At 72.4% G+C, this 22,938-nt stretch carries 22 protein-coding genes and 1 tRNA gene; 6 read left to right on the top strand and 17 right to left on the bottom strand.

Features of this window, described 5'->3' with window-relative positions:
* The first annotated feature begins 376 nt into the window (after positions 1-376).
* From ACZ6D7_RS08850 to ACZ6D7_RS08835, 4 genes are all read left to right on the top strand, one after another.
* Entirely contained in the window at positions 377-1,459 is a 1,083-nt protein-coding gene (locus tag ACZ6D7_RS08850) for a polyprenyl synthetase family protein (RefSeq protein ID WP_469485675.1), read from the top strand.
* A complete protein-coding gene (locus tag ACZ6D7_RS08845; RefSeq protein ID WP_469485672.1) occupies positions 1,456-2,394 on the top strand; it encodes a terpene synthase family protein in 939 nt (312 codons plus the stop codon). The genes ACZ6D7_RS08850 and ACZ6D7_RS08845 overlap by 4 nt, the downstream gene beginning before the upstream one ends.
* 87 nt (positions 2,395-2,481) lie before the next feature.
* Entirely contained in the window at positions 2,482-3,810 is a 1,329-nt protein-coding gene (locus tag ACZ6D7_RS08840) for a cytochrome P450 (RefSeq protein ID WP_469485670.1), read from the top strand.
* Positions 3,807-5,174: a cytochrome P450 gene (locus tag ACZ6D7_RS08835; protein ID WP_469485669.1), complete on the top strand. Its 1,368-nt coding sequence runs from the start codon at positions 3,807-3,809 to the stop codon at positions 5,172-5,174. Before ACZ6D7_RS08840 ends, ACZ6D7_RS08835 begins: the two co-directional genes overlap by 4 nt.
* Before the next feature lie 58 nt (positions 5,175-5,232).
* Here ACZ6D7_RS08835 and ACZ6D7_RS08830 read toward each other — a convergent pair whose 3' ends face one another.
* From ACZ6D7_RS08830 to ACZ6D7_RS08765, 14 genes are all read right to left on the bottom strand, one after another.
* Positions 5,233-6,438: a cytochrome P450 family protein gene (locus tag ACZ6D7_RS08830; protein WP_469485666.1), complete on the bottom strand. Its 1,206-nt coding sequence runs from the start codon at positions 6,436-6,438 to the stop codon at positions 5,233-5,235.
* Positions 6,439-6,669: 231 nt separating this feature from the next.
* A tRNA-Pro gene (locus tag ACZ6D7_RS08825) sits at positions 6,670-6,743 on the bottom strand.
* Positions 6,744-6,844: 101 nt separating this feature from the next.
* Positions 6,845-7,204: an MmcQ/YjbR family DNA-binding protein gene (locus tag ACZ6D7_RS08820; protein WP_469485663.1), complete on the bottom strand. Its 360-nt coding sequence runs from the start codon at positions 7,202-7,204 to the stop codon at positions 6,845-6,847.
* 30 nt (positions 7,205-7,234) lie between these two features.
* Positions 7,235-7,765: a GNAT family N-acetyltransferase gene (locus ACZ6D7_RS08815; protein WP_469485660.1), complete on the bottom strand. Its 531-nt coding sequence runs from the start codon at positions 7,763-7,765 to the stop codon at positions 7,235-7,237.
* Entirely contained in the window at positions 7,762-8,358 is a 597-nt protein-coding gene (locus ACZ6D7_RS08810; protein ID WP_469485657.1) for a helix-turn-helix domain-containing protein, read from the bottom strand. Before ACZ6D7_RS08810 ends, ACZ6D7_RS08815 begins: the two co-directional genes overlap by 4 nt.
* 46 nt (positions 8,359-8,404) lie before the next feature.
* On the bottom strand, positions 8,405-9,307 hold the full coding sequence (locus ACZ6D7_RS08805; protein ID WP_469485654.1) for a LysR family transcriptional regulator: 903 nt from the start codon (positions 9,305-9,307) through the stop codon (positions 8,405-8,407).
* 85 nt (positions 9,308-9,392) lie between these two features.
* Positions 9,393-10,586 carry a glycine C-acetyltransferase gene (locus ACZ6D7_RS08800; RefSeq protein WP_469485652.1) on the bottom strand — a complete coding sequence of 398 codons (1,194 nt, stop codon included), beginning with the start codon at positions 10,584-10,586 and terminating at the stop codon, positions 9,393-9,395.
* Positions 10,587-10,642: 56 nt separating this feature from the next.
* Positions 10,643-11,671 carry an L-threonine 3-dehydrogenase gene (tdh, locus tag ACZ6D7_RS08795; RefSeq protein ID WP_469485649.1) on the bottom strand — a complete coding sequence of 343 codons (1,029 nt, stop codon included), beginning with the start codon at positions 11,669-11,671 and terminating at the stop codon, positions 10,643-10,645.
* A 202-nt stretch (positions 11,672-11,873) separates the two neighbouring features.
* Positions 11,874-12,431: a GAF domain-containing protein gene (locus tag ACZ6D7_RS08790; RefSeq protein ID WP_469485646.1), complete on the bottom strand. Its 558-nt coding sequence runs from the start codon at positions 12,429-12,431 to the stop codon at positions 11,874-11,876.
* A 61-nt stretch (positions 12,432-12,492) separates the two neighbouring features.
* Entirely contained in the window at positions 12,493-13,131 is a 639-nt protein-coding gene (locus ACZ6D7_RS08785) for a GTP-binding protein (RefSeq protein ID WP_469485643.1), read from the bottom strand.
* Positions 13,109-13,480: a DUF742 domain-containing protein gene (locus tag ACZ6D7_RS08780; protein WP_469485640.1), complete on the bottom strand. Its 372-nt coding sequence runs from the start codon at positions 13,478-13,480 to the stop codon at positions 13,109-13,111. Before ACZ6D7_RS08780 ends, ACZ6D7_RS08785 begins: the two co-directional genes overlap by 23 nt.
* 2 nt (positions 13,481-13,482) lie before the next feature.
* Positions 13,483-13,917 (bottom strand): roadblock/LC7 domain-containing protein, encoded by a 435-nt coding sequence (locus tag ACZ6D7_RS08775; RefSeq protein ID WP_189717307.1) that lies wholly within the window; start codon positions 13,915-13,917, stop codon positions 13,483-13,485.
* A gap of 71 nt (positions 13,918-13,988) precedes the next feature.
* Positions 13,989-16,574 (bottom strand): sensor histidine kinase, encoded by a 2,586-nt coding sequence (locus tag ACZ6D7_RS08770; protein ID WP_469485637.1) that lies wholly within the window; start codon positions 16,572-16,574, stop codon positions 13,989-13,991.
* A 354-nt stretch (positions 16,575-16,928) separates the two neighbouring features.
* Positions 16,929-18,161, bottom strand: a complete 1,233-nt coding sequence (locus tag ACZ6D7_RS08765; RefSeq protein ID WP_469485634.1) for an MBL fold metallo-hydrolase — start codon at positions 18,159-18,161, stop codon at positions 16,929-16,931.
* Between the two features lie 165 nt (positions 18,162-18,326).
* On the opposite strand from ACZ6D7_RS08765, the gene ACZ6D7_RS08760 reads away from it, so the two are divergent.
* On the top strand, positions 18,327-19,526 hold the full coding sequence (locus ACZ6D7_RS08760) for a Glu/Leu/Phe/Val dehydrogenase dimerization domain-containing protein (RefSeq protein WP_469485632.1): 1,200 nt from the start codon (positions 18,327-18,329) through the stop codon (positions 19,524-19,526).
* A 61-nt stretch (positions 19,527-19,587) separates the two neighbouring features.
* The gene (locus ACZ6D7_RS08755) at positions 19,588-20,208 is read left to right on the top strand and encodes a TetR/AcrR family transcriptional regulator (protein WP_469485628.1); all 621 of its coding nucleotides are present in this window, start codon (positions 19,588-19,590) and stop codon (positions 20,206-20,208) included.
* 111 nt (positions 20,209-20,319) lie between these two features.
* Here ACZ6D7_RS08755 and ACZ6D7_RS08750 read toward each other — a convergent pair whose 3' ends face one another.
* From ACZ6D7_RS08750 to ACZ6D7_RS08740, 3 genes are all read right to left on the bottom strand, one after another.
* Positions 20,320-21,069, bottom strand: coding sequence for an SIMPL domain-containing protein (locus tag ACZ6D7_RS08750; RefSeq protein WP_469485625.1), 750 nt, complete (start codon positions 21,067-21,069; stop codon positions 20,320-20,322).
* A 174-nt stretch (positions 21,070-21,243) separates the two neighbouring features.
* Positions 21,244-22,029 (bottom strand): SGNH/GDSL hydrolase family protein, encoded by a 786-nt coding sequence (locus ACZ6D7_RS08745; RefSeq protein WP_469486047.1) that lies wholly within the window; start codon positions 22,027-22,029, stop codon positions 21,244-21,246.
* A gap of 126 nt (positions 22,030-22,155) precedes the next feature.
* Positions 22,156-22,863, bottom strand: a complete 708-nt coding sequence (locus ACZ6D7_RS08740) for a DUF6250 domain-containing protein (protein WP_469485623.1) — start codon at positions 22,861-22,863, stop codon at positions 22,156-22,158.
* Positions 22,864-22,938: the final 75 nt, after the last annotated feature.

Raw genomic sequence — 22,938 nt, 5'->3', positions numbered from 1 at the left:
ACTGGCGCCGCACCACAGAGGATTGGCCGGACTCGGACGGGGGAAAGTCGAGTGGCAGCTGGAAGACTCTTGCGGGCACACAACTGCGCTTACCGCGCGGTCACGCGAAGAGGCATGACCTGACGATAGTCGGCGGCCGGCGTCTTTAGGACGCCCTCCGCACGGAGTTCCATGGAACTCCTCCACGGAGATGCCCCGCTCGTCCCTTTTCACAATATTCAGCCGGTCTCGGCGGTGATGCGCCGAGCCGTGCACGGTCATGCCCGTTCTCAGCTCCCGATGGATACCGGGAGTATTCGCCGCGCCTCTCTGCGGCAATTCCTGGGAAAGCCCTTCCAAAAAACGACATCATGCCGAAGAAGGGGAATTCAGTCCTATGACCGCACCCTTAGTCAGTCTGGACGTACTGGAACCGGAGGCGATTCGCCGGTCGGTGGACGCGGCGCTCTCGGACTTTCTCACGGAGAAGGACGACGGCGCGGTCCAGCCGCAGCTGCCGTATCTCTCCGGGCTGGTCCGCGACTTCCTGTCGGGCGGCAAACGCATCCGCCCGCTGCTCTGTGTGACCGGCTGGCGGGCCGCCGGCGGCGACGGGGACGACGCCGAGTCGGTGTTCCGGGTCGCCGCCTGCCTGGAGATGTTCCACGCCTTCGCGCTGATCCACGACGACGTCATGGATCTCAGCGACACCCGTCGCGGCCGCCCGACCGTGCACCGCACGCTGTCCGCGGACCATGCCGCGTGCCGGGGGCCGGACGAGGTCGAGTGGTTCGGCATGAGCGCGGCGGTGCTGCTCGGCGACCTCGTGCTCACCTGGTCCGACGAGCTGCTGCACTCGGCCGGGCTCGCGCCGGCGCAGCTGGAGGCGGTGCTGCCGCTCGTCTCGCAGATGCGCACCGAGCTGATGCTGGGCCAGTACCTGGACCTGCACGCCACCGGCGGTCTGACCGACGACATCGACGCCACGCTGAACGTCTACCGGTACAAGACGGCGAAGTACACCATCGAGCGCCCGCTGCACGTCGGCGCGGCCATCGCGGGCGCCGGCCCCGCCGCCATGGCGGCCTGCACCTCGTACGCACTGCCGCTCGGCGAGGCGTTCCAGCTCCGGGACGACCTGCTCGGGGTGTACGGCGATCCGCTGGTGACCGGCAAGTCCCGGCTCGACGACCTGCGGGCCGGGAAGAACACCACGCTCACCGCGCTCGCGCTGCGCGGCGCCGACGCCGGTCAGGCCGCGCTGCTGCGCCGGCTGCTCGGTGATCCGCTGCTGGACGAGGAGGGGGCGGCCGTCGTACGCGGTCTGTTCGAGACCACCGGTGCCCGGGAGACCGTCGAGCGGATGATCGACGACCGGCAGCGGCAGGCCCTGCGCGCGCTCGACCACGCACCGTTCACCTCGGACGCCGTAGGCGCCCTGAAGCGAATCGCCCGTATGGCCACTGCGAGGGACTCATGACCACGGACATCTCCACGCCCGGCACGACGACCGTGCTCCCCGACGATCCCGCGCCGCCCGGCATGATGCGCCACTGGAAGGCGGCCACCGCCCGGTTCGCCGAGGCGTTCGAGCGGCACATCGTGGACGCCCCCCGGATGGTCCCGATGACGGACACCGAACTCCGGGAGGTCATCGACGCCTGCAACAAGGCGGTGGCGCCGTTCGGGAAGTCGGTCTCCGACGAACGCTGGATCTCCTACATGGACGTCGTGCGGTGGTCGCAGAGCGCCCGCCACATCCAGGACATGGAGGCGTTCAAGGCCGTCTGCATCCTGAACTGCGTCACCTTCGTGTGGGACGACATGGATCCGGCGCTGCACGACTTCGACGTCTTCCTCCCCGAACTGCGCGCGATATGCGCGAAGTACTACAGCGAGGAGGACGCCTGGTTCGCCTACGAGGGCGCCCGGGCGTTCGTCACCAGCGACCACATGTTCCGCGACTCCCCCATCAAGGAGGTGCTCTGCACGACCTCCCCGGAGCAGTACTTCCGGTTCCGGGTCACCGATGTGGGTGTGGACTTCTGGATGAAGATGTCCTACCCCATCTACCGGAACGCGGAGTTCACGGAACACGCCAAGTCGGGCCTGGCCGCCCGGATGACCACCCGGGGCCTCGCCATCGTCAACGACTTCTACTCCTACGACCGTGAGGTGTCGCTGGGGCAGATCACCAACTGCTTCCGGCTGTGCGACGTGTCGGACCAGGCCGCGTTCGAGGAGTTCTTCCAGCGGCGCCTGGACGACATCGTCGAGGACGTGGAGTGCATCAAGTCCTTCGACGCCATCACCCGGGACGTCCTGATGGACCTGATCTACGGCAACTTCGTCTGGACCACCAGCAACAAGCGGTACCGCGCGGCCGTGAACGACGTCAACTCTCGTATCCAGTAAGGAAGCGGGTCCGTGAATCCGGCAAATCCGGCAAAGGTTTCCGACACACCGGCCCGTTCCTGGTCGTTGGGCGCCGCCCCGGGAGCGGTGCCCCTCCTGGGGCACGCGCTCGCGCTCTGGCGTCGCCCGCTGGAGTTCCTGGCCTCCCTGCCCGCCCACGGGGACGTGGTCGAGATCCGGCTCGGCCCGAGCCGGGCCTATCTCGCCTGCCATCCGGAGCTGGTCCACCATGTGCTGGTCAACCCCCGGGTCTTCGACAAGGGGGGCGTCTTCGACAAGGCCCGGCAGCTGCTGGGCAACAGCCTGTCGGTGTCGCGCGGCGACGACCACCGCTTCCAGCGCCGGCTCATCCAGCCGGCGTTCCACTCCACCCGGATCGCCGCGTACACGGCGGCGGTCGGCGACGACACCCGCAGGGCGATCAGCTCCTGGCGGGCCGGGCAGACGCAGGACGTCAGCGAGGCGATGCACGCCCTGCTCATGCGGGTCGCGGCCCGGACGCTGTTCTCCACCAGCGCCGACGAGGCGACCATCGAGGAGGCCCGGCACTGTCTGCGGACCGTCTCGCAAGGCATCTACCAGCGCACGGTGGCGCCGCTGGGCATCATGGAGAAGCTGCCCACCCCGGGCAACCGGCGCTACGACCACGCCAACGCCCGGCTCCGCGAGATCGTCGACACGATGATCGGCGAGCGCCGCCGGTCCGAGGACGACCACGGCGACCTGCTCTCCACGCTGCTGCGCGCCGAGCATCCGGAGAGCGGGCAGCGGCTGACCGACGAGGAGGTCCTCGACCAGGTCGTCACCTTCCTGGTGGCGGGCAGCGAGACCACCGCGTCGACCCTCGCGTTCGTCTTCCATCTGCTGGGCGCGCACCCGGAGGCGGAGCGGCGGGTGCACGCCGAGATCGACGCGGCGGTGGGCGACCGGTCCCCGGTCTTCGACGATCTGCCGAAGCTGGAGTTCACCCGGGCCGTGATCACCGAGGCGCTGCGGCTGTATCCGCCGTCCTGGATGTCGATGCGGGTGGCGGCGGTCGACACCGAGCTGGGCGGCCATCGGGTTCCGGCTGGCACGATGGTCGTCTACAGCGCCCACGCGCTGCACCACAACCCCGAACTCTTCCCGGATCCGGAGGAGTTCGTCCCGGAGCGCTGGCTGGGCGAGCGGGCCAAGGAGGTGCCGCGCGGGGCGCTGCTGCCGTTCGGCGCGGGCAGCCACAAGTGCATCGGAGACGTCCTGGCGCTCACCGAGACCGCGCTGATCGTGGCCACGATCGCGAGCCGCTGGCGGCTGCGTCCGGTCCCCGGCAGCACGCTGCGGCCGGAGCCGAAGGCGACCCTGGAGGCCGGCCCGCTGCCGATGATCTGCGAACCACGGGGAACAGCCGCTCGCGAGGGGATGGACGACGCATGAGTACGAGGACCCCGCCCCAGCGGACCGCCACGCCTCAGTGGCGGTTCGGTACGGCGCCGGGCGGTCTGCCGCTGATCGGGCACGCTCTGCTGATGGGCCGTCGGCCGCTGGAGTTCCTGGCCTCCCTGCCGGCCCACGGTGATCTGGTGGAGCTGAGGCTGGGGCCCAAGAGCGCCTATCTGCCCTGCCATCCGGAGCTGGTCCAGCAGGTGCTGCTCAACGCGCGGGTCTACGACACGGGCGGGCCGGTGAAGGAGAAGGCGCGGCCGATCCTGGGCAACGGGCTGATCACGTCCGACTGGGCGGATCACCGCAGACAGCGGCGGCTGGTGCAGCCCGCGTTCCACCCGGCCCGGCTGCCCACGTACGCCGAGGTGATGCGGGAGGAGTGCGAGGCCGAGGCCGGGGCGTGGCGGGCCGGTGAGGTCATCGACGTCAGCAACGCGATGCAGGCGCTGACTGCCCGGGTCACGGCACGGGCGCTGTTCTCCACGGAGATCGCGGGCCACGCGGTCGCCGAGATCCAGTACTGTCTGCCGGTCATCGTGCAGGGCGCGTACCGGCAGGCCATGGATCCGACGGGGCTGTTCGCGAAGCTGCCGCTGCCGGCCAACCGCCGTTTCGCGCAGGCGCTGACGCGGATGCACCGGCTGATCGACGGGATCGTCGGGGACTACCGCAGGGCGGACGGCGACCGGGGCGATCTGCTGTCGGCGCTGCTCACCGCCGAGGACACCGAGACCGGCGGGCGGCTGACCGACCAGGAGATCCACGACCAGGTCATGACCCTGCTGCTGGCCGGGATCGAGACCACGGCCAGCGCCCTGGCCTGGTCGTTCCATCTGCTCGGTGGGAATCCGCGGGCCGAGGAGGCCCTGCACACCGAACTCGACGAGGTGCTGGACGGGCGGCCCGCCGCCTACGCGGACATCCCGCGACTCGACTACACCCAGCGGGTGTTCACCGAGAGCCTGCGCCTGTATCCGCCCGCCTGGCTCTACACCCGCACGACGACCGAGCCGACGGAGCTGGCGGGACGGCCGCTGCCGGTCGGGGCCGACATCCTGATCAGCCCCTACGTCCTGCACCACAACGCGGACCTGTTCGCGGATCCGGAGTCCTTCGATCCCGACCGATGGCTCCCGGAGCGGGCGAAGGACGTGGCGCGCGGCCACTATCTGCCGTTCGGGGCGGGCAGCCGCAAGTGCATCGGGGACGTCTTCGGCATGACGGAGGCGACGCTGGCGCTGGCCTCGCTCGCGTCGCGCTGGCGGCTGCGTCCGGTGCCGGGCACGGTGGTCGATCCGCGGCCGCACATGAGTCTCAGTGCCGGTCCGCTGCCGATGGTGCCGACGCCACGATGAGCGGTGCGGATCGGGTCCGACCGGGGGGTTGCCCGCCGGTCGGACCCGTCGTGTGTGCCTACCCGCCGGCGACGGGGGTGAAGGTCACCGGCAGGTGGTGCACACCGCGCAGCATGAGGCTGGGGCGCCAGGTGAGGTCGGCCGGTTCGGTGTCGAGCGCCAGGTCGGGGCAGCGTTCGAGGAGCGTCCGGAAGGCGACGGCCGCCTCCAGGCGGGCCAGCGGGGCGCCGAGGCAGTGGTGCACACCGTGGCCGAAGGCCAGGTGGCCGCGCGTGTCGCGCCGGATGTCGAACCGGTCCGGTGCGGGGAAGTGCCGGGGGTCCCGTGAGGCGGCGGCCAGGACGACGGCGACGGGCTCCCCGGCGGGGATGCGGGTGCCGGCGATGTCGACCTCCTCCTTGGTGAACCGGAAGGCGGCGGTCTCCACGGATCCGTCGAAGCGGAGCATCTCCTCGACCGCGTTCTCCAGGAGCCCCCAGTCGGCCCGGAGCGCCGCGAGCTGGTCGGGGTTGCGCAGCAGCGCGAGGGTGCCGCTGGAGATGAGGTTCGCCGCCGTCTCGTATCCCGCGACGAGGAGGAGGAACGCCATGCCGAGCATCTCCTCGGCGGAGAGCTGGTCGCCGTCGTCGTCCATGGTGCGCACGAGCGCGCTCAGCAGGTCGTCGCCGGCCGTGGTGCGTTTCGTTTCGATCAGCTCGGCGAGATATCCCGTCATCGCCTGCGCGGCGGCCATCGCGGCCTCGGGTCGGCTGAAGTCGGTGCTTTCGAGATACCAGTGGTGGAAAGTCTTGCGGTCGGCCGCCGGAACTCCGAGAAGTTCACAGATGACGGCGAGAGGAAGGGGAAGTGCGAAAGCCTCGACGAGATCGGCCCGGCCGAGCGGAAGCATTTCGTTCAGCAGTTCGTCGGTCATCTGCTGAATTCCGGGCCGCATCGCCTCGATTCGGCGCGGAGTGAATGCCTGGGCGACGAGTTTGCGCAGCCGGGTGTGCTGCGGCGGGTCCGTCTGCACCATGTTGAGGCCGATGGCGTTCCCACCGTCGTCCTGCCAGGCGGCGGAGTGGCGGATGTCGTTGCTCAGCCGGGGGTCCGCCAGCGCGGCCCGGGCCTCCGCACGCCCGACGACCAGCCAGTACGCGCCGGACGCCGCGGTCCGTACGCGATGCACCGGCCCCTGGGCGCGCAGTCGCGCGTACACCGGATAAGGATCCGAGACAAAGGCCTCGCCGAGCGCCGAAAGATCTTCGGAAATGGACGTGGACATAGCGATTCGTATTCCCCCTGGCTCGAATGGCTGTGTACGCCCTGACCATACCCAGGAAACAAGTGATCGTCTACGGTCCCGGGAAATGCGATGAATTACTCCGCATCGCGGTGATGAAGATTCCTCATCCGCCGTTGTTTCCCCCGGGGACGGGCCGTCCGGCCCCCGGACAACGAAGAAGGGCCGTGTCAGATTCCTCTGACACGGCCCTCCGACTCACGCTTCCGCAAGTCGGGACGACAGGATTTGAACCTGCGACCCCTTGACCCCCAGTCAAGTGCGCTACCAAGCTGCGCCACGTCCCGTTGCCCGTCTGACCTGGGGTTTCCCCTGGCCGAACGCGCATGGAAACAATACCGCACTCGGGTCGGTGGTCGCGCACCCGTTTATCGGGGTCCGGACGGCGTCACTCCCCGGCCGGCAGCCCCAGCTGCGGATACGCCTCCAACAGCTGCGCCGGGGCCGCCTGCCGCCAGGAGTCGGCGAGGATGTCGCGCAGCTCCTCCTCGTCCTCGACGGCGGCCAGCCGGGCTCGTACCCAGGCGAACTGGGCCTCGTGGTCCGCGATCCAGAACTTCTCGGGCTCGGCGAGCACCAGTTCGTCGCGCTCCTCCTTGGGGCAGCGCACCGCGAGGGATGTCTCGTCCTCCGGCAGGGTGGCGAACATCTTCCCCGCGACCCGGAACGTGGGCATGCTCCAGGCGATCTTCTCCGTCGTGTCCGGCAGGGACAGGGCGACACGGCGTACGTCTTCGGCGTCGGGCATGCTTCGCACGGTAGCCGCTGCCACTGACAGTCACTCCACACCGACGGCGGCGACGTGTTTGTAGTACAGGCTGGTCGGCCGGAGCACGCCGTCGGGGCTCGCCGCGTAGTCGGGGATCACCCCGGCCCGGGTCCAGCCGGCGGCGCGGTAGAGGCGCTCGGCGGGGCTGTCGGTCTCGGTGTCCAGGTGGAGCAGGGTGATGCCGGCGGCGACGGCGGCCCGCTCGGCGGTGTCCAGGAGGCGGCGGCCGAGGCCGTTGCCGCGCAGGTCGCGGTGGACCATCAGCTTCACCAGTTCGGCGCGGTGGCGGCTGTTCGGCTTGTCGGGGAAGACGAGACTGACGGTCCCGACGACCCGGCCGCCGTCGTGGGCCGCCCAGACGGCGAGGTGTCCGGCGGCCACCCCGTCGGCCCGCTCCCGCCACCAGGCGACGGCGTCGGCCCGGGCGAGGGGCGCGAGGAAGCCGATCGAGGCGCCGCCGTCCACCGTGTCGACCAGCAGATCGGCCAGCTCCCCCGCACGGTCGAGCACCTGGGCGGCGTCGAGGCGGACGGCCGTCAAGGCAGCACCACCGCCAGCACGTACCGCGCCTCCGTGTCGCCCACGCACCGGAACCGGGTCGGCCCCCACACCCGCAGCCGCAGGCAGTCGCCGGCGTCGAGACGGTGGCCGACGTCCTCGGCGGTCACGTCGAGGGCACCCGCCAGGACCCAGATGTGCTGTTCGAGGCCGGGGACGGGCGGCCGGTCGTAGGCGATGTCGGCGCCCACGGCGAGCCGTCCCTCGACCAGTTCGCCGCGGAGTGCGGGGTGCGGCGGGGACACCGAGCGCCGGACGAACCCGGAGGCCCTGTCCTCCCAGACGGGCTGCTCGGCGGCGCGCAGCAGCGGCGCGGGCTCGCCCTCGACCTCGCTGAGCAGCCGGGACATGGTGCGCCCGTAGACCTGGCACAGGCGGTTGAGCAGTGCGGCGGTGGGGCTGATCTCCGCCCGCTCGGCCCGGGAGAGGGTGGAGCGGCTGATACCGCTGCGCTCGGCCAGCTCTCCGAGGGACCAGCCGTGTTCGGCGCGCAGCGCGGCGAGACGGGCGGCGAGACGGGCATCGACGGGGTCGGGAGCGGGAGCGGGCCCGGCGGACGTCACTTCCTGTTTCATATCCGGGACGCTATCCCGGATATGAAACAGCGGGGTTACGTGTGCCTCACGTCCGGGCCGCCTCGCCGAGAGCGTCAAGGACCGGCCGGATCAGCGGGTGCTCCTCCGCGCCCCGGCGTACGGCCGCGAAGACCCGGCGGGTGGGAGCCGCCCCGTCTATCGGGCGGACGACGACGCCGGTGAGGTCCATGCCGCGCAGCGCCGAGCGCGGGACGAGCGCCACGCCCGCGTCGGCGGAGGCGAGGGCGACAACCGCGCGGAAGTCGTCCGAGGAGTGTTCGAGCCGGGGCAGGAATCCGGCGTTCTCGCAGGCCAGGACCACCACGTCATGGCAGGGGTTGCCGGGGTAGGGGCCGATCCAGGCGTCCTTGGCCAGCTCCGCGAGCGGCACCTCGGGGGCGTCGGCGAGGCGGTGGCTGACCGGGACGACGGCGTCGAACGGCTCGGCGTACAGCGGGACGTGGGCGAGCCGGGGGTCGTCGGCGGCCGGAGCGCCGCGGTACTCGACGGCCACGGCGACGTCGACCTGCCGGTCGAGGACCATCGGCAGGCTGGCGTCGCCCTCGGCGTCCTGGACGCGGATCCTTATCCCCGGCGCGGTGCGGGCCAGCCGGGCCACCGCGGGCGCGACGACCAGCGCGATACCGGTCGCGAAGGCGGCGACGGTGACCGTGCCGGCCTCCCCGGAGCCGTACGCGGCCAGTTCCGCCTCCGCCCGCTCCAGCTGGGCGAGGACGACATGGGTGTGGGCGAGCAGGATCTCGCCGGCCGGGGTGAGCCGTACGCCCTTGGCGCTGCGTTCGACCAGGCGGTGGCCGGTCTCCTGCTCCAGGGCGGAGAGCTGCTGGGAGACGGCGGAGGGGGTGAGGTACAGCGCGGCGGCCGCCGCCGTCACGGTGCGGTGGTCGGCCACCGCACGGAGGATGTGGAGCCGCCGCGCTTCGATCATGGGATCGATTATCGCAATATGTCGGGGCCGTTCAGCCCACTCGGTCCTCGCGGTTCTCGTGGTTCTCGCGATTCCCGCAGACCGCTCAGCCCTCCAGCTCCGCGCGGGCCGCCACGAAGGCGTCCACCGCGCGGTTGACGTCCTCGGTGGAGTGGGCGGCGGACAGCTGGACGCGGATCCGGGCCTGGCCCTGCGGGACGACCGGGTAGGAGAAGCCGATCACGTACACCCCGCGCTCCAGCAGCAGCTCGGCCAGGCGGCCCGCCTTCGACGCGTCGCCGATCATCACAGGCGCGATGGCGTGGTCGCCGGGGAGGATCTCGAAGCCCTCCTCGGTCATCCGGCGCCGGAAGAGCGCGGTGTTCTCGGCGAGCTGGACCCGCAGGTCGTCCGCCGACTCCAGCAGGTCGAGGACCTTCAGCGAGGCGGCCGCGATCACCGGGGCCAGCGTGTTGGAGAAGAGGTACGGGCGGGAGCGCTGGCGCAGCAGGGCGACGATCTCGGCGCGGGCGGCGACATAACCGCCGGAGGCGCCGCCGAGCGCCTTGCCCAGGGTGCCGGTGATGATGTCGACGCGGTCCATCACACCGTGCAGCTCGGGGGTGCCGCGGCCGCCGGGGCCGACGAAGCCGACGGCGTGCGAGTCGTCGACCATGACCATCGCGTCGTAGCGGTCGGCGAGGTCGCAGATCTCGGCCAGCGGCGCCACATAGCCGTCCATGGAGAAGACGCCGTCGGTGACGATCAGTCGGCGCCGCGCGTCGGACGCGTCCTTCAGCTGGCGCTCCAGGTCCTCCAGGTCACGGTTGGCGTACCGGAAGCGGCGGGCCTTGGACAGCCGGATGCCGTCGATGATCGAGGCGTGGTTGAGGGCGTCGGAGATCACCGCGTCCTCGGGGCCGAGCAGGGTCTCGAAGACACCGCCGTTGGCGTCGAAGCAGGAGGAGTAGAGGATCGTGTCCTCCTGGCCGAGGAACGCGGACAGCCGCGCCTCCAGCTCCTTGTGCACCTCCTGCGTGCCGCAGATGAAGCGCACGGACGCCATGCCGTAGCCCCAGCGGTCCAGGGCCTGGTGGGCGGCCGCGATCACCTCGGGGTGGTCGGCGAGGCCCAGGTAGTTGTTGGCGCAGAAGTTGAGGACCTCACCGGGACGGCCGCCCGCGGTGACGGCGACGGTCGCGGACTGCGGGGTGCCGATGACGCGCTCGGGCTTGTGCAGTCCGGCGGCGCGGATCTCGTCGAGGGTGGCGCGCAGGTCGTCGCGCACGGAGTCGAACATGGGAGAAGCTCCTAAAGTGCCTTCGCCGAAAGGGAGTTACGCGAGGTGAAGCGGTGTCACGCGGTCCAGTCGAGGATGACCTTGCCGCCGCGGCCGCTCGCCGCGTCGGCGAACGCCGCCTCGAAGTCGCGGTAGCCGTACCGGCCGGTGATCACGGGGGCGAGGTCCAGGCCGCCCTCCAGGAGGACCGACATCGCGTACCAGGTCTCGAACATCTCGCGGCCGTAGATGCCCTTGATGGTGATCATCGAGGTGACGATCCGGGCCCAGTCGACCGGGAACTCCTCGGCGGGCAGGCCGAGCATGGCGATCCGGCCGCCGTGCGTCATGTTGGCGATCATGTCCCGCATGGCCTCGGGCCGGCCGGACATCTCCAGGCCGATGTCGAAGCCCTCGCGCAGGCCCAGCTCCCGCTGCCCGTCGGCGATGGACGAGGCGGCGACGTTCAGCGCGAGGCTCGCACCGATCTTGCGGGCCAGCTCCAGCCGCTCCTCGCTCACGTCGGTGATCATCACGTGGCGGGCGCCCGCGTGCCGGGCGACGGCGGCGGCCATGAGGCCGATCGGCCCGGCGCCGGTGATCAGGACGTCCTCGCCGACCAGCGGGAAGGACAGGGCGGTGTGCACGGCGTTGCCGAACGGGTCGAAGATCGCCGCGATGTCGAGGTCGACCGGCACCCGGTGCACCCACACGTTGGACGCGGGCAGCGCGACGTACTCGGCGAACGCCCCGTCCCGCCCGACCCCGAGCCCGACCGTGGCCCGGCAGAGGTGGCGGCGCCCGGCGAGACAGTTGCGGCACTTGCCGCAGACGAGATGCCCCTCGCCGCTCACCCGGTCGCCGACCTGCACGTCGGCGACGTCCCGCCCGGTCCCGACGACCTCACCGACGAACTCGTGCCCGACCACCAGTGGCGTGCGGATCGCCTGCTGCGCCCAGCCGTCCCAGGCCCGGATGTGCAGGTCGGTGCCGCAGATGCCGGTCCGCAGGACCTTGATCAGTACGTCCCCGGGCCCGACGGCGGGCTCCGGAACGTCCGTGAGCCACAGCCCGGGCTCCGCCTTCTCCTTGACCAGCGCCTTCAAGCTGCGGCTCCTGTGGTGAGGTCCCGGGCGCGGGCAGGCCGAAGCGCCCCGCGTCCGGGGAGGGGTGTGGATTCGGACAGCAATCTGCCGCATTCCGCCCACCCGGTCCATCGAGCTTTTCTTAAGCGCCGCGTCAGCTTTCCTTAAGCACCCGCCCCTACGCCTCGAGCATCCGCTCCCCACCACCTCGCACACCTGTCCCCTACGGCAGCGTCCGCCCCTCCAGCAGGACGACGAGGTCGGCGGCCGTCGCCTTGATGGTCTCCAGCCCGGCCTTCCCCCAGGGCCGAGGCGCGAGGTCGGCGACGCACACCGTGCCGAGCGCCATGCCGGTCGAGTCGATCAGCGGGGCACCGAGGTAGGAGCGGATGCCGTACTCGTCGACCAGCGGATTGCAGGCGAACCGCGGGTAGTCGCCGACGTCCTCCAGGGCCAGCGCCCTGCGCCGGACGACGACGTGCGGGCAGTAGCCGTACTCCCGGGTCAGCCGGCGGCCCACCGCGGGCTTGCCGCCGCGGGCGGCACGGCCCCCTGGCGGGGTGTGCAGTCCGGCGAAGAACTGCCGCTCCTCCTCCAGGAAGTTGACCATGGCGTACGGCGTGCCGGCCAGCTCGGCGAGCCGGTCCGCGAAGGCGTCCAGGGCGGGCTCCGGCTGTTCCCCGAGGCCGAGTCGGCGCAGCCTGAGGGTGCGGGCGGGAGCCTCCCGGTCGTCCGGGGTGAGCAGCAGACGACCGCCCGTGCGCGGCGGGTCGTAGCTCATGGCCGGTCTCCGTCGCTGTGGACGTGTGGCATGTGCGGCTCCGGTGGGTCGGGGACAGGGGTCACATGTGGGCGCCGCGGCTCGGCTGGGGCGCCGCGGGCGCGTGGGCGATGAGGTGGCGGACGAGGGTGAGCAGGGTCTGGACGCCCGAGGCGGAGATCCGGGCGTCGCAGCGCACGACGGGGATGTCCGGGTCCAGGTCGAGGGCGGCCCGCACCTCGTCCGGGGCGTAGCGGTGGGCGCCGTCGAACTCGTTGATGGCCACGATGAAGCCGAGGCCGCGTTCCTCGAAGAAGTCGACGGCCGCGAAGCATTCCTCCAGACGGCGGGTGTCGGCGAGGATGACCGCGCCGAGGGCGCCCTCGGACAGTTCGTCCCACATGAACCAGAACCGCTCCTGTCCCGGCGTGCCGAACAGGTACAGGACGTGCCGCGGGTCCAGGCTGATCCGGCCGAAGTCCATGGCGACGGTCGTCTCGACCTTGTTCTCGATGCCGTCGAGGTTGTCGGTCGCGGCGCCGACCGTGGTGAGCAGCTCCTCGGTACTGAGCGGCGCGATCTCGCTCACGGCGCCGACGAACGTCGTCTTGCCGACTCCGAAACCTCCCGCGACCAGGATCTTCAGCGCGGTGGGGAAGGGGTCGGGGCCGGCGTCGTACGCGTCGTGGCCGTCGCTCTCAGAGCTGTCGTCGTAGTCCATCGAGCACTGCCTCCAGTAGGGCCCGGTCGGTGGGGTTGTGGTGGAACTCGGGGGGCTTGGTGGTCAGCGCCCCGCAGTCCACGAGGTCCGACAGCAGCACCTTGGTGACCACCGCCGGCAGCTTCAGATGGGCGGCGACCTCGGCGACCGGGACGGGAGCGCGGCACAGGTCGAGGGCCTGCGCGTGCTCGGGGCCGAGGTAGCCGAAGGGGGTCACTCCGGTGGCCATCACCTGGGACATCAGGTCCAGGGCGACGCTCGGCTCGGTCCGGCCGTTGCTGACCGTGAACGGGCGCACCAGTCGTCCGGCCGCGTCGTCGAGCCAGGGCCCGTCACCGGCTGCCGCCACGCTCAAGGTCCCGTCACCGAGGGTTCGACGGCGTGCTGCCGGGGCGCGGTCATCAGATACGGCCGCACGCTCTTGACGAGCATGGACATCTCGTAGCCGAGCACGGCGGCGTCGGCCTCGCGGCCGGCCAGCACGGCGAGACACGTCCCGGAGCCGGCGGTGGTGACGAACAGCAGCGTCGAGTCCAGCTCGACGACGACCTGCCGGACGTCCCCGCCGTCCCCGAAGCGGACGCCGGCGCTGCGGCCGAGGGAGTAGAGGCCGGAGGCCAGGGCGGCCATGTGGTCGGCGCTGTCGGGGTCGAGGCCGTGGACCGACTTCACGAGTCCGTCGCACGAGAGCAGCACGGCGCTCGTGGTGTGCGGTACGCGCTGCACGAGACCGCTCATCAGCCAGTCGAGATCGGATACCTGGCCGGTCGGCGCATCGCTCGCCATGGTGGATCGACTCCTTGGGGTACGAAGGTCCGCGGAAGCGCTGGGGGTGGGGGTGGGGGTGATCGCGCTGGTCATCCGGAGGATGCGCTCCCGTCGTGCCGGGGGGTGGGGTGGTCGGTGCCGGCACCGTTTCCCGGTGCGGCCAGCCCGTCGCGCACGCCGTGGGCCCGGGGGGACACGGGCGCGTGCGGGGGCGTCGCCTCGGATATGGGGGACGTGGGGGTGGTCGGTACGTCCCTGGAGTACGGCGGGGTGAGGGGGGACGGGGCCGAGGCGGCGTCCCGGACGGGCCACCGGGAAGCGGGGAGGTCGTCCGGCACCGGGTGTCCGGTCGGGCCCGTGGGCCTCGCGGTGGAGGGCGGTGCGGGCGCGGTCGGCGGGTTCGAGGCCGTCCGCAGGGCCGCTTCCAGGGCCCCGGACACCGGGTACGAACTTCGCTCCAGGGTCTCCCAGGCCGGGAACGGCGCCGACTCCATGACCTCCGCCTCCAGGCTCTGCTGGGCCTCGGCGAGACCGATGCCCCGCTGGAAGGCGGCCATCAGCCCCGGGTCGTGGCCGACGGGCTGCTCGGTGTCCTGGCGCGGCGCCGGTCCGCCGCGCAGCTGGGGCGCGATGTGCTCCTGGGCGCGGCGGCGGGGCAGCTGCGGCTTGCCCATGGTGCCGCGCACGGCGCTGCTGCGCGGGACGGGCACGATGCCCGCGTTGCCCTCGACGAGGGCCCGCTCACCGGGCCGGATACCGGGCACGGCCTCGGCGGGATTGGCCCGCTCCTCGTGCGCGCCCCGCACGGGCAGCGGGGCCGCGCCGCGGTCGTTCGACGACGCCTGGTCGTGCCGCGGCGGCCGGGACGCGGTGCCGGACGGCTCCGGGGAACCGTTGCCCCGCGGCCGCTCGGATCCGGACCGGGCGTCCCGGCCCGGGGCTCCGGCGCCGTCTCCCGGGGTGACGCCGCCTCGGCCGAGGTCGGCGGCGTCGGCCCGCGGCGCGGGCCCGCTCCCGCCGTGGACGGCCGGTCCGCCGGTACGCGGAGCGCCGTTCCGGCCGGACGGGGTCGCCGCGGTCCCGGCGGTACCCGGTACGGGTGGCACGGGCCGCCCCCTGCGGGGCAGCCGGGCGGTGGTGGAGTCGGACGCCACCGGCTGAGCGCCGGAAGGCTCGGAACGGTGGGGCGGCTGGTGCCCGGAAGGAGCGGGGTGCCGCTCGGTCGGGCGTGGCGCCCCCGGAGCGATGCCCGGCCGTGCCCCGGGGCCGCCGGTCCCGTTCGCGCTCTCCCCGCGCGGGGGCGCGACGGCGTGCCGCGCACCGCTGCCGCCGTCGCCATTGCCATTGCCATTGCCATTGCCGGACGACGCCGGATCCACTCCCGGTACACCGTGGGCCGGAGTCTCGGCCGACGCCGCGGGCGGCGGACCGCTGCCGGCGTTCCGCTGCCCCTGCGGGACGAGCCCCGGCGCGGAGCCCAGGAGAACCTGCGGTACGACGAGCACGGCCTGGACCCCGCCGTAGATGTTGTTCTGCAACCGGACCCGGATGCCGTGGCGGCGGGCCAGCTGGGAGACGACGAACAGGCCGATGCGGCCGTCGGCCAGCAGGCGGCCGACGTTGACCTGGTCGGGGTCGGCGAGCAGGGCGTTCATCCGGCTCTGCTCGTCGACGGGCATACCGAGCCCGCGGTCCTCGACCTCGACGGCGAGCCCCGAGGTGACGAGGTTGGCGCGCAGCAGCACCTGGGTGTGCGGGGCGGAGAACACCGTGGCGTTCTCGACGAGTTCGGCGAGCAGGTGGATGACGTCGGCGACGGCGTGTCCGCGCAGTTCGCCGTCGATCGGCGGGACCAGCCGGACCCGCGAGTACTGCTCGACCTCGGCGATGGCGGAGCGCAGCACCTCGGTCATGGAGACGGGGTTGCTCCACTGGCGCCGGGACACCGCCCCGCCGAGCACGGCGAGGTTCTCGGCGTGGCGGCGGATGCGGGTGGCGAGGTGGTCGACGTGGAACAGGCCCTTGAGCAGGGCCGGGTCCTCGATCTCGTTCTCCAGCTCGTCGAGGATGGAGATCTCGCGGTGCACGAGCGACTGAAGCCGTCGCGCGAGGTTGACGAAGACCTCGAGTTTCTGTTCGCTGCCTGCCTGGCTGGACAGCTGGGAGGCCTGCACGACGGCGCCGACGGCCCCGTCGTGCGCGCGGGCGAGGTCGGCGGCGAGCAGCTCGAACTCGTCGGCGTCGCCGGGCGGCCCGCCGCGCGTCTTGCGCTGGGGCGGGGCCTCGCCGCGGCGCAGCGCCTCGATGAGCGCGCGCAGGTCGGCCTCGCCGCGCGCGCTGTGCCGGCGCAGGGCCGCGATGCGGTCGCTGACGGAGCGGGCTGCGCGGTCGGCGGCCACGGCGGCGACCACGATGCCCACGCCGGTCACCGCGACCGCGCAGGTCAGGACCGCCCACAGGGTGGCGCTCGGTCGGGCGCCGGTGGAGCGCACGGCGAACAGCACGGCCGCGGAGGCGCTCAGGGCGACCGCGGTGGGCGGGAGCACGGCGAGCCGCAGCAGCTGGGGCCGTATGTGTGTCTCGGCCGTCGCGGGTGCGGTGCGGACTGCCGGCCGTCCGTGCCGCCCGCCCTCACGGCGGTCTGCGCGTGCGGCCGGTGCGCGGAGGTGAGACATCGGTGTCCTCGTACTGGGTCCGTCGGGCCTGGTGGCTCGCGCAGGATGCGCGGCCCGGGCATGCGCCATCGCGGTGTCGGTCGCGGGGGCCGAAGAATTCGGCCCCACGTCGCCCGACGGACACTCACAGTAGTCGCCAAGGCATCATGTGCGGTGGGCAGTTGACAAAGTCCCCCGCAGAGGGTCCCGCTCTGGTATGAGCCTTCGCACGGCAGAGCGATAGTGCGGCGATCTCCCGCATCAAGCTCGAAAAGAATCCGATCAGACCTGGTCAGAGATGCTCTCATGCAGACGGCGAGGGCCGGGGAGTCCTCGACTCCCCGGCCCTCGCCGTCATGTACCGCCGGACCCCGGTCAGCCCGCCGGAACCACCTCCGAGGCATCGCCGTCCTCGGGCGCGCCCTTCTCGATATCACGCTCTGTATCTGCTTTGGCCTTCGCTGCCGCCTCGGTCGGCGGCGGCCAGCCACCCGCCGGGGCATGGGCCACACCCCGCCACCACGGCTGCGCCGGGACGGCGTCCCCGCCGGGCTCGAAGGGCTCGCCCGGTCGCGGCAGGGCGACGGGCGCCCCCACGGCCCGCGCGTGGGCCAGCGTGCCCTCGCCCGGCTCCGCCCACGCGTGCGTGGCGAGGTTGAAGGTGGCCCAGTGGATCGGCAGCAGGACCCCGGCCGGCTCGCCGCCCTGAAGGTCGAGATGGGCGCGCACGCCCTCCTCGGGTGTCATGTGGATGTCGGGCCAGAAGTCCGAGTACGCGCCGATCTGGATCATCGTGGCGTCGAACGGGCCGTGGTCGGCGCCGATGTCCGTGAAGCCGTCGAAGTAGCCGGTGTCGCCACTGTGGTAGATCCGGTGCCGCTCGCCCTCGACGACCCAGGAGGCCCAGAGGGTGTGCTGGGTGTTGCGCAGGCCGCGGCCGCAGAAGTGGCGGGCCGGGGTCGCGGTGAGGGTGAGTCCGCCGACCTTGGTCACCTCGTGCCAGTCCAGCTCCCGCAGCCGGTCGGCGGACACACCCCAGTGCTCCAGGTGGGCGCCCACGCCGAGCGGCACGGCGAACAGGGTGTCGGTGCCCGCCAGCGCCTTGATCGTGGGCATGTCCAGGTGGTCGTAGTGGTCGTGGGAGATGACGACGACGTCGACCGGGCCGAGCGCGGCGAGCGGCAGCGGGACCGGGTGCAGCCGCTTGGGGCCCGCGAAGGCGAACGGAGAGCAGCGGTCGCCCCAGACCGGGTCGAAGAGCACGCGCTGCCCGTCGATCTCCGCGAGCACGCTGGAGTGCCCCATCCAGGTCAGCCTCAGCCCCGTGGCGGGCGGCCGGGCCAGGTCGGCGAGGGTGGTGGCGTGCACCGGCACCGTGCCCGCGGGGGAACGGCGCGGCCGTTCGTCCCGGTCGAAGAAGACCTTGGCGAATTCGAGCGCCGAACCCGAGGGGCGGGTGCGGGCGAGGCCGCCGGGGTTCTGGAAGACGCCGTCCTTGAAGTGGGGCGATCTGCGGATGCGCGCCATGCGCTCACCGCTCGGGTCCGCGCCGAAGGCCTCGGGCTGCAACGCGCGGAGCCCGGAGCTCATGGAACGGAAACCGGACACGGTACCTCCAGGTGGAGTCGCTGAGGCATTCCATTATGGTCGCCCCCTCCGACAACACGACGGTGCCCCGGTCACGGCCGCCGTCCGCTCCGCGTTGACAGGCCCCCGCCCGGCTCCCGATACTGACTCGCTGTTCAGTAAAATGTCCCCGGTCGAGGAGTCCCCATGGCCACCCCGGTCCGCCAGACCGCCGCCCCGTTCGTCTCCCTCACCTGGACCGACGACGTCACCGGCCGCCAGGGCTTCCTGGTCGTCGACCGGCTGGTGCGCGGGGTGTGCAGCGGCGGTCTGCGGATGCGCGAGGGCTGCACCCTCGACGAGGTCACCGGGCTCGCCCACGGCATGAGCCTCAAGGAGGCGCTGCACTACGACCCGCGGGCCCGCTACGTCCCCCTGGGCGGGGCCAAGGGCGGCATCGACTGCGACCCCCGGGACCCGGAGGCGTACGGGCTGCTGGTGCGCTACCTGCGCGCGGTGCGGCCGTACGTGGAGAGCTGCTGGACCACCGGCGAGGACCTGGGGCTGACCCAGGACCTGGTGGACCGGGCGGCCGCCGAGGCGGGGCTCGTGTCCTCCGTGCAGGCCGTCTACCCGCTGCTCGACGACGAGACGGCGGCCCGCGCGCGGCTGGCGGACGCCTTCGCCGTCGAGGTGGACGGCATCGGGCTGGACGAGCTGGTCGGCGGCTGCGGGGTCGCCGAGTCGGTGCTGACCGCCCTGGACCGGGCCGGGGTGCCGTACGCCGGGACGCGGGTCGCGCTCCAGGGCCTGGGGACCATGGGCGGGGCCACCGCACGCTTCCTCGCGCGCGCGGGCCTGACGGTGGTGGCGGTCGCCGATGTCAAGGGCACGATCGTCAACCCGGCCGGCCTCGACGTGGAGGCGCTGCTCGCCGCGCGGGACGGCCACGGCGCCGTGGACCGCGCCGTGCTGCGCCCCGGGGACCGTGAGCTGCCGGGCGACGCCTGGCTGTCGGTGGCGGCGGAGGTGCTGGTGCCCGCGGCCGTGTCGTACACCATCGGCGTCGAGGAGCAGGGGCGGATCGGGGCCCGGTGGATCGCCGAGGCGGCCAACATGCCCGTCCTGCCGGAGGCCGAGGCGCTGCTGCACGCGCGCGGGGTGAGCGTGCTGCCGGACGTCGTCGTGAACTCCGGGACGAACGCCTGGTGGTGGTGGACGCTGTTCGGCGACATCGGCGCGGACGCCGACGAGGCCTTCGCGTACACGCGCCGCGCGATGCGGGCCCTGGTGGAGCTGGTGCTGACGCGCGCGGAGGCGGACGGCAGCACGCCCCGGGCCGCCGCGCACGCCGTCGCCGAGCAGCGGCTGGCGGTGGTCGCGGAGCGGTTCGGCCGCCACCGGTAGGGCATCGGCGCAGGTCGTGGCCCCTGTGTAGGGTGACGGCGTGGCGAGGGTGCGGTTGAGCGTGGCCGAGCGGCGTGAGGAGCTGCTGCGGGCCGCCATCGAGCAGATCGAGGCGCGGGGCGTGGCGGCGGTCAGGATCGCCGACGTGGCCGCGTCCCTCGGGGTGAGCAACGCGCTGGTGCTGTACCACTTCTCGACCAAGGAGAAGCTGGTCGCCGCCGCCTTCGCGCACGCCGCCGAGGACGACCTGGCCCGGCTGCGCGGCCTGCTCGGCCGCCGGACGACCGCGCTGCGCCGACTGCGGTCGGCGGTCCGCTGGTACGCGCCCACGGGGCAGGCCAAGGGGTGGCGGCTGTGGATCGAGGGCTGGGCGGTGGCACTGCGCGAGCCCGCGCTGCGGGAGGTCGCCCGGGACCTCGACCGGGAGTGGAAGGCCGCGCTCGCCGAGGTGATCGCGGAGGGCGTCGCCGCGGGCGAGTTCCGCTGCCCGGACCCGGCGGGTACGGCCCTGCGGCTGACCGCTCTTCTCGACGGCCTCGCCGTGCAGCTGACGTCCTACGGGGGCGCGGTGTCCCGGGCCCGCGCCCAGGCGTGGGTCGACGAGGCCGTGGCCCGGGAACTCGGGCTGGCCCCCGGGACGTTGAGCGCCAAGGAGCGCCGGGAGCCGCCGGCGGGCTCCTAGGCCGACCGGCGGTCCCCCTCGACGACCGGTTCCGGCCCGCGGCCGACGCGCGTCCCCGCGCCGCCCGGTCCGTCGCTCAAATCACTTCTCGAACCACTTCGTGAATGGCCGTCAGACCACTTCGTAGACGGCCGTCACCGTCACCGTCGCGCGGATCTCGCCGGGTGCGACCGGCACCGTGCCGGAGCCGGCGGCAGCGTCCGAGGCCTGGGCCATGGGGCGCGGGTAGCCGACGGAGTCCTCGCTGAGCGAGACCAGCCGGCCCAGCTCGTGGCCGCTGAGCCGGGCGAACTGCTCGGCCTTGGCACGGGCGTCGTCGTGCGCGGCCTCCCGGGCGCGGGCCTGGAGCGGCACCGGGTCGGAGACCTCGAAGGCAACGGAGTTGATCCGGCCCGCGGCACCGGTGGCGTCGGTGATCGCCTGGAGCACCGCCCCGGTCCGTTCCACCTCACGGACCTTCACGGAGAAGAACTGCGCGGCCTGGTACCCCTTCAGCCGGGAGCTGCCGCTCGCGTTGTCGTAGACGGGGTGGAGGGAGATGTTGTCCGTGCGGACGTCCCGTTCGGCGACGCCCTTGGCGCGGACGGCGGCCAGCAGCGCGCGGGCCGCCTTGCTCTGCTTGTCGAGCGCCGCCTGCGAGGAGGGGCCCGATGCCTCCACGGCCGCGGCGACGACCGCGAGATCGGGCTGGGCGGTGGCGCTGCCCTCACCGGTCACGGTGAGGGTGGCGGGGGTGGGGGCGACCCGCGCGGCGGCGGGGTGGCCGGGCAGCGCGGCCGCGGTGGGCGCGGCGACGGCCGGCAGTCCGAGGGCGAGGAGGGAGACGAGGGCCGCGGCGACGGGCGTACGGGTGAGGCGCATGCGGAACCGGTCCTTCGGAGGGGCGGACGGGAGGGTGTGCGGTCATCCCAGCACCCGGATCCGCGCGCGCCCGCGCGCCACTCCCGTCCGATCACCTCACTGGTGGAGCGGCCGACTCACCGTCACCGGTGAGGCGGCCGACCGCGCGACACCTGCGGCCGGCCGCCCGTTCGCTCACGCCACCGAGGCGATCCGCATCCGGATCTCCTCCGGGGCCAGCCTGCCCTTGGCGGTCACATGGTCGCCCGAGGACTCCCCGCGCAGCCGGCGTCCGATCCACGGCACCAGATACTCGCGTGCCCAGTGGACGTCGTCCCGCCGGACCTCGAGGGTGCCGCGCGGCGGGAGCTGCGGCCAGGCCTGCTCCGGGTCGGCGGGCACTTCGAGCCCCAGGACCTGCCCGGCCCGGAGCGCCACGCGCGTGTGCCCCTCCGGGGAGAGGTGGAGACGGTCGCCGTCCCAGGCCCGGCGGTCCTGCACGGACCGCAGGGACCACAGGTCGAGCACCGGACAGCCGTAGCGGTCGGCGACGGCACGGACGTGCCCGTTGTACGTGGCGATCTTGCCGCGCAGATGCTTGAGCACGGGAACGCCACGGGTGTCGAAGCCGGTGGTCACCATGACCGTGCCGGACACGGCGGTCAGCGCGGCGATCGCGCTTTCGAAGCGTTCGGCGACCTCGTCCGGGTCGGTGCCGGGGCGGATGATGTCGTTGCCGCCCGCACAGAAGGAGACGAGGTCGGGCGCCAGTTCGACCGCCTGCGGAAGCTGGTCCTCCATGATCTGGTCGAGCAGCTTGCCGCGCACGGCCAGGTTCGCGTATCGGAAGTCGCCCTCGGGCCGGCGGTCCGCGAGAAGTACCGCGAACCGGTCGGCCCAGCCGACGAACGCCCCGTCGGGGCCAGGGTCGCCGACGCCCTCGGTGAAGCTGTCCCCCACCGCCACGTACGACCCGATCACTGATCTGTTGTCATTCTTCGAATCGTCTGCCACGGCAGATCATGATTCCCCTTCCAATGTGACCTACGCGACCGTAGGAAGGGGTTGACGGGCGGTGAGATAAGCCACTCTTAAAGAATTTGCCAATCAGGGAATAAGCGACCACACCCGGAAGCTGCTGAACCGGAAGTGGCTCCAGGTGGTGCGGAACGCGAAGTGCCCGCCGGTGTACGGCTCCTGGTCGGTGTGGTCGAAGACGAGCCGCCCGTTGTTCCACCACCGCACCGTGGAGCCGTCGGAGACGATCCGGACCCGGTTCGGCTCATTGGCGATCAGCAGCGGCTCCGTGTAGTCGTGGATCAGCGGACGCACCCCCGCCAGGCCGACGTAACGGCGCATCCGGGTCGTGGTGTTGGTGTTGGCGCCGTAGCCGACGTAGTACGCCTTCAGGTGGTCGTACTCGGCGAGCGCGCCGCCGCGCGGGGTGACGAAGAGGTCGTCCGGGGAGCGGACGTCCACGGCGTTCCAGAAGTTGTTGAGGTCGGAGACCCGGTCGTTGACCCCGCCCGCGGAGACGGGGGTGGCGGTGTACTCGATGGCGTACGGCCCCTCGAGTCGCCTCCGGAACCAGATCGTCGCCCCGGCGGGCACGTCGACCTCCAGCATCCCGCGCGAGGCGGTGACGGTCCCGCCCCGCTCCAGCTCCACGGCCCACTGCCCGAGCCCGCGGCGGAAGTCGTCGCGGGCGATCGGCCGGCGGTGGCGGGGCATCGCGCTCGCGGCACCGGCGGGGGCGAGGGCGGCCAGGGCGCCGCCGGCGGCGAGGGCTCCGAATGCTCTGCGCGTGGTCGTCACGTCGGTCTGCTCCTTCGGGGAGAGTGATCGAGGTCGGGGGCGCAGGGAGAAGTCAGGCAGAAGGCTGACAGAGGC

This window comes from Streptomyces sp. NPDC041784 (assembly GCF_055591025.1).
The sequence above is the reverse complement of the archived record's forward strand: the minus strand, read 5'-3'. Positions and strand labels throughout refer to the sequence as shown.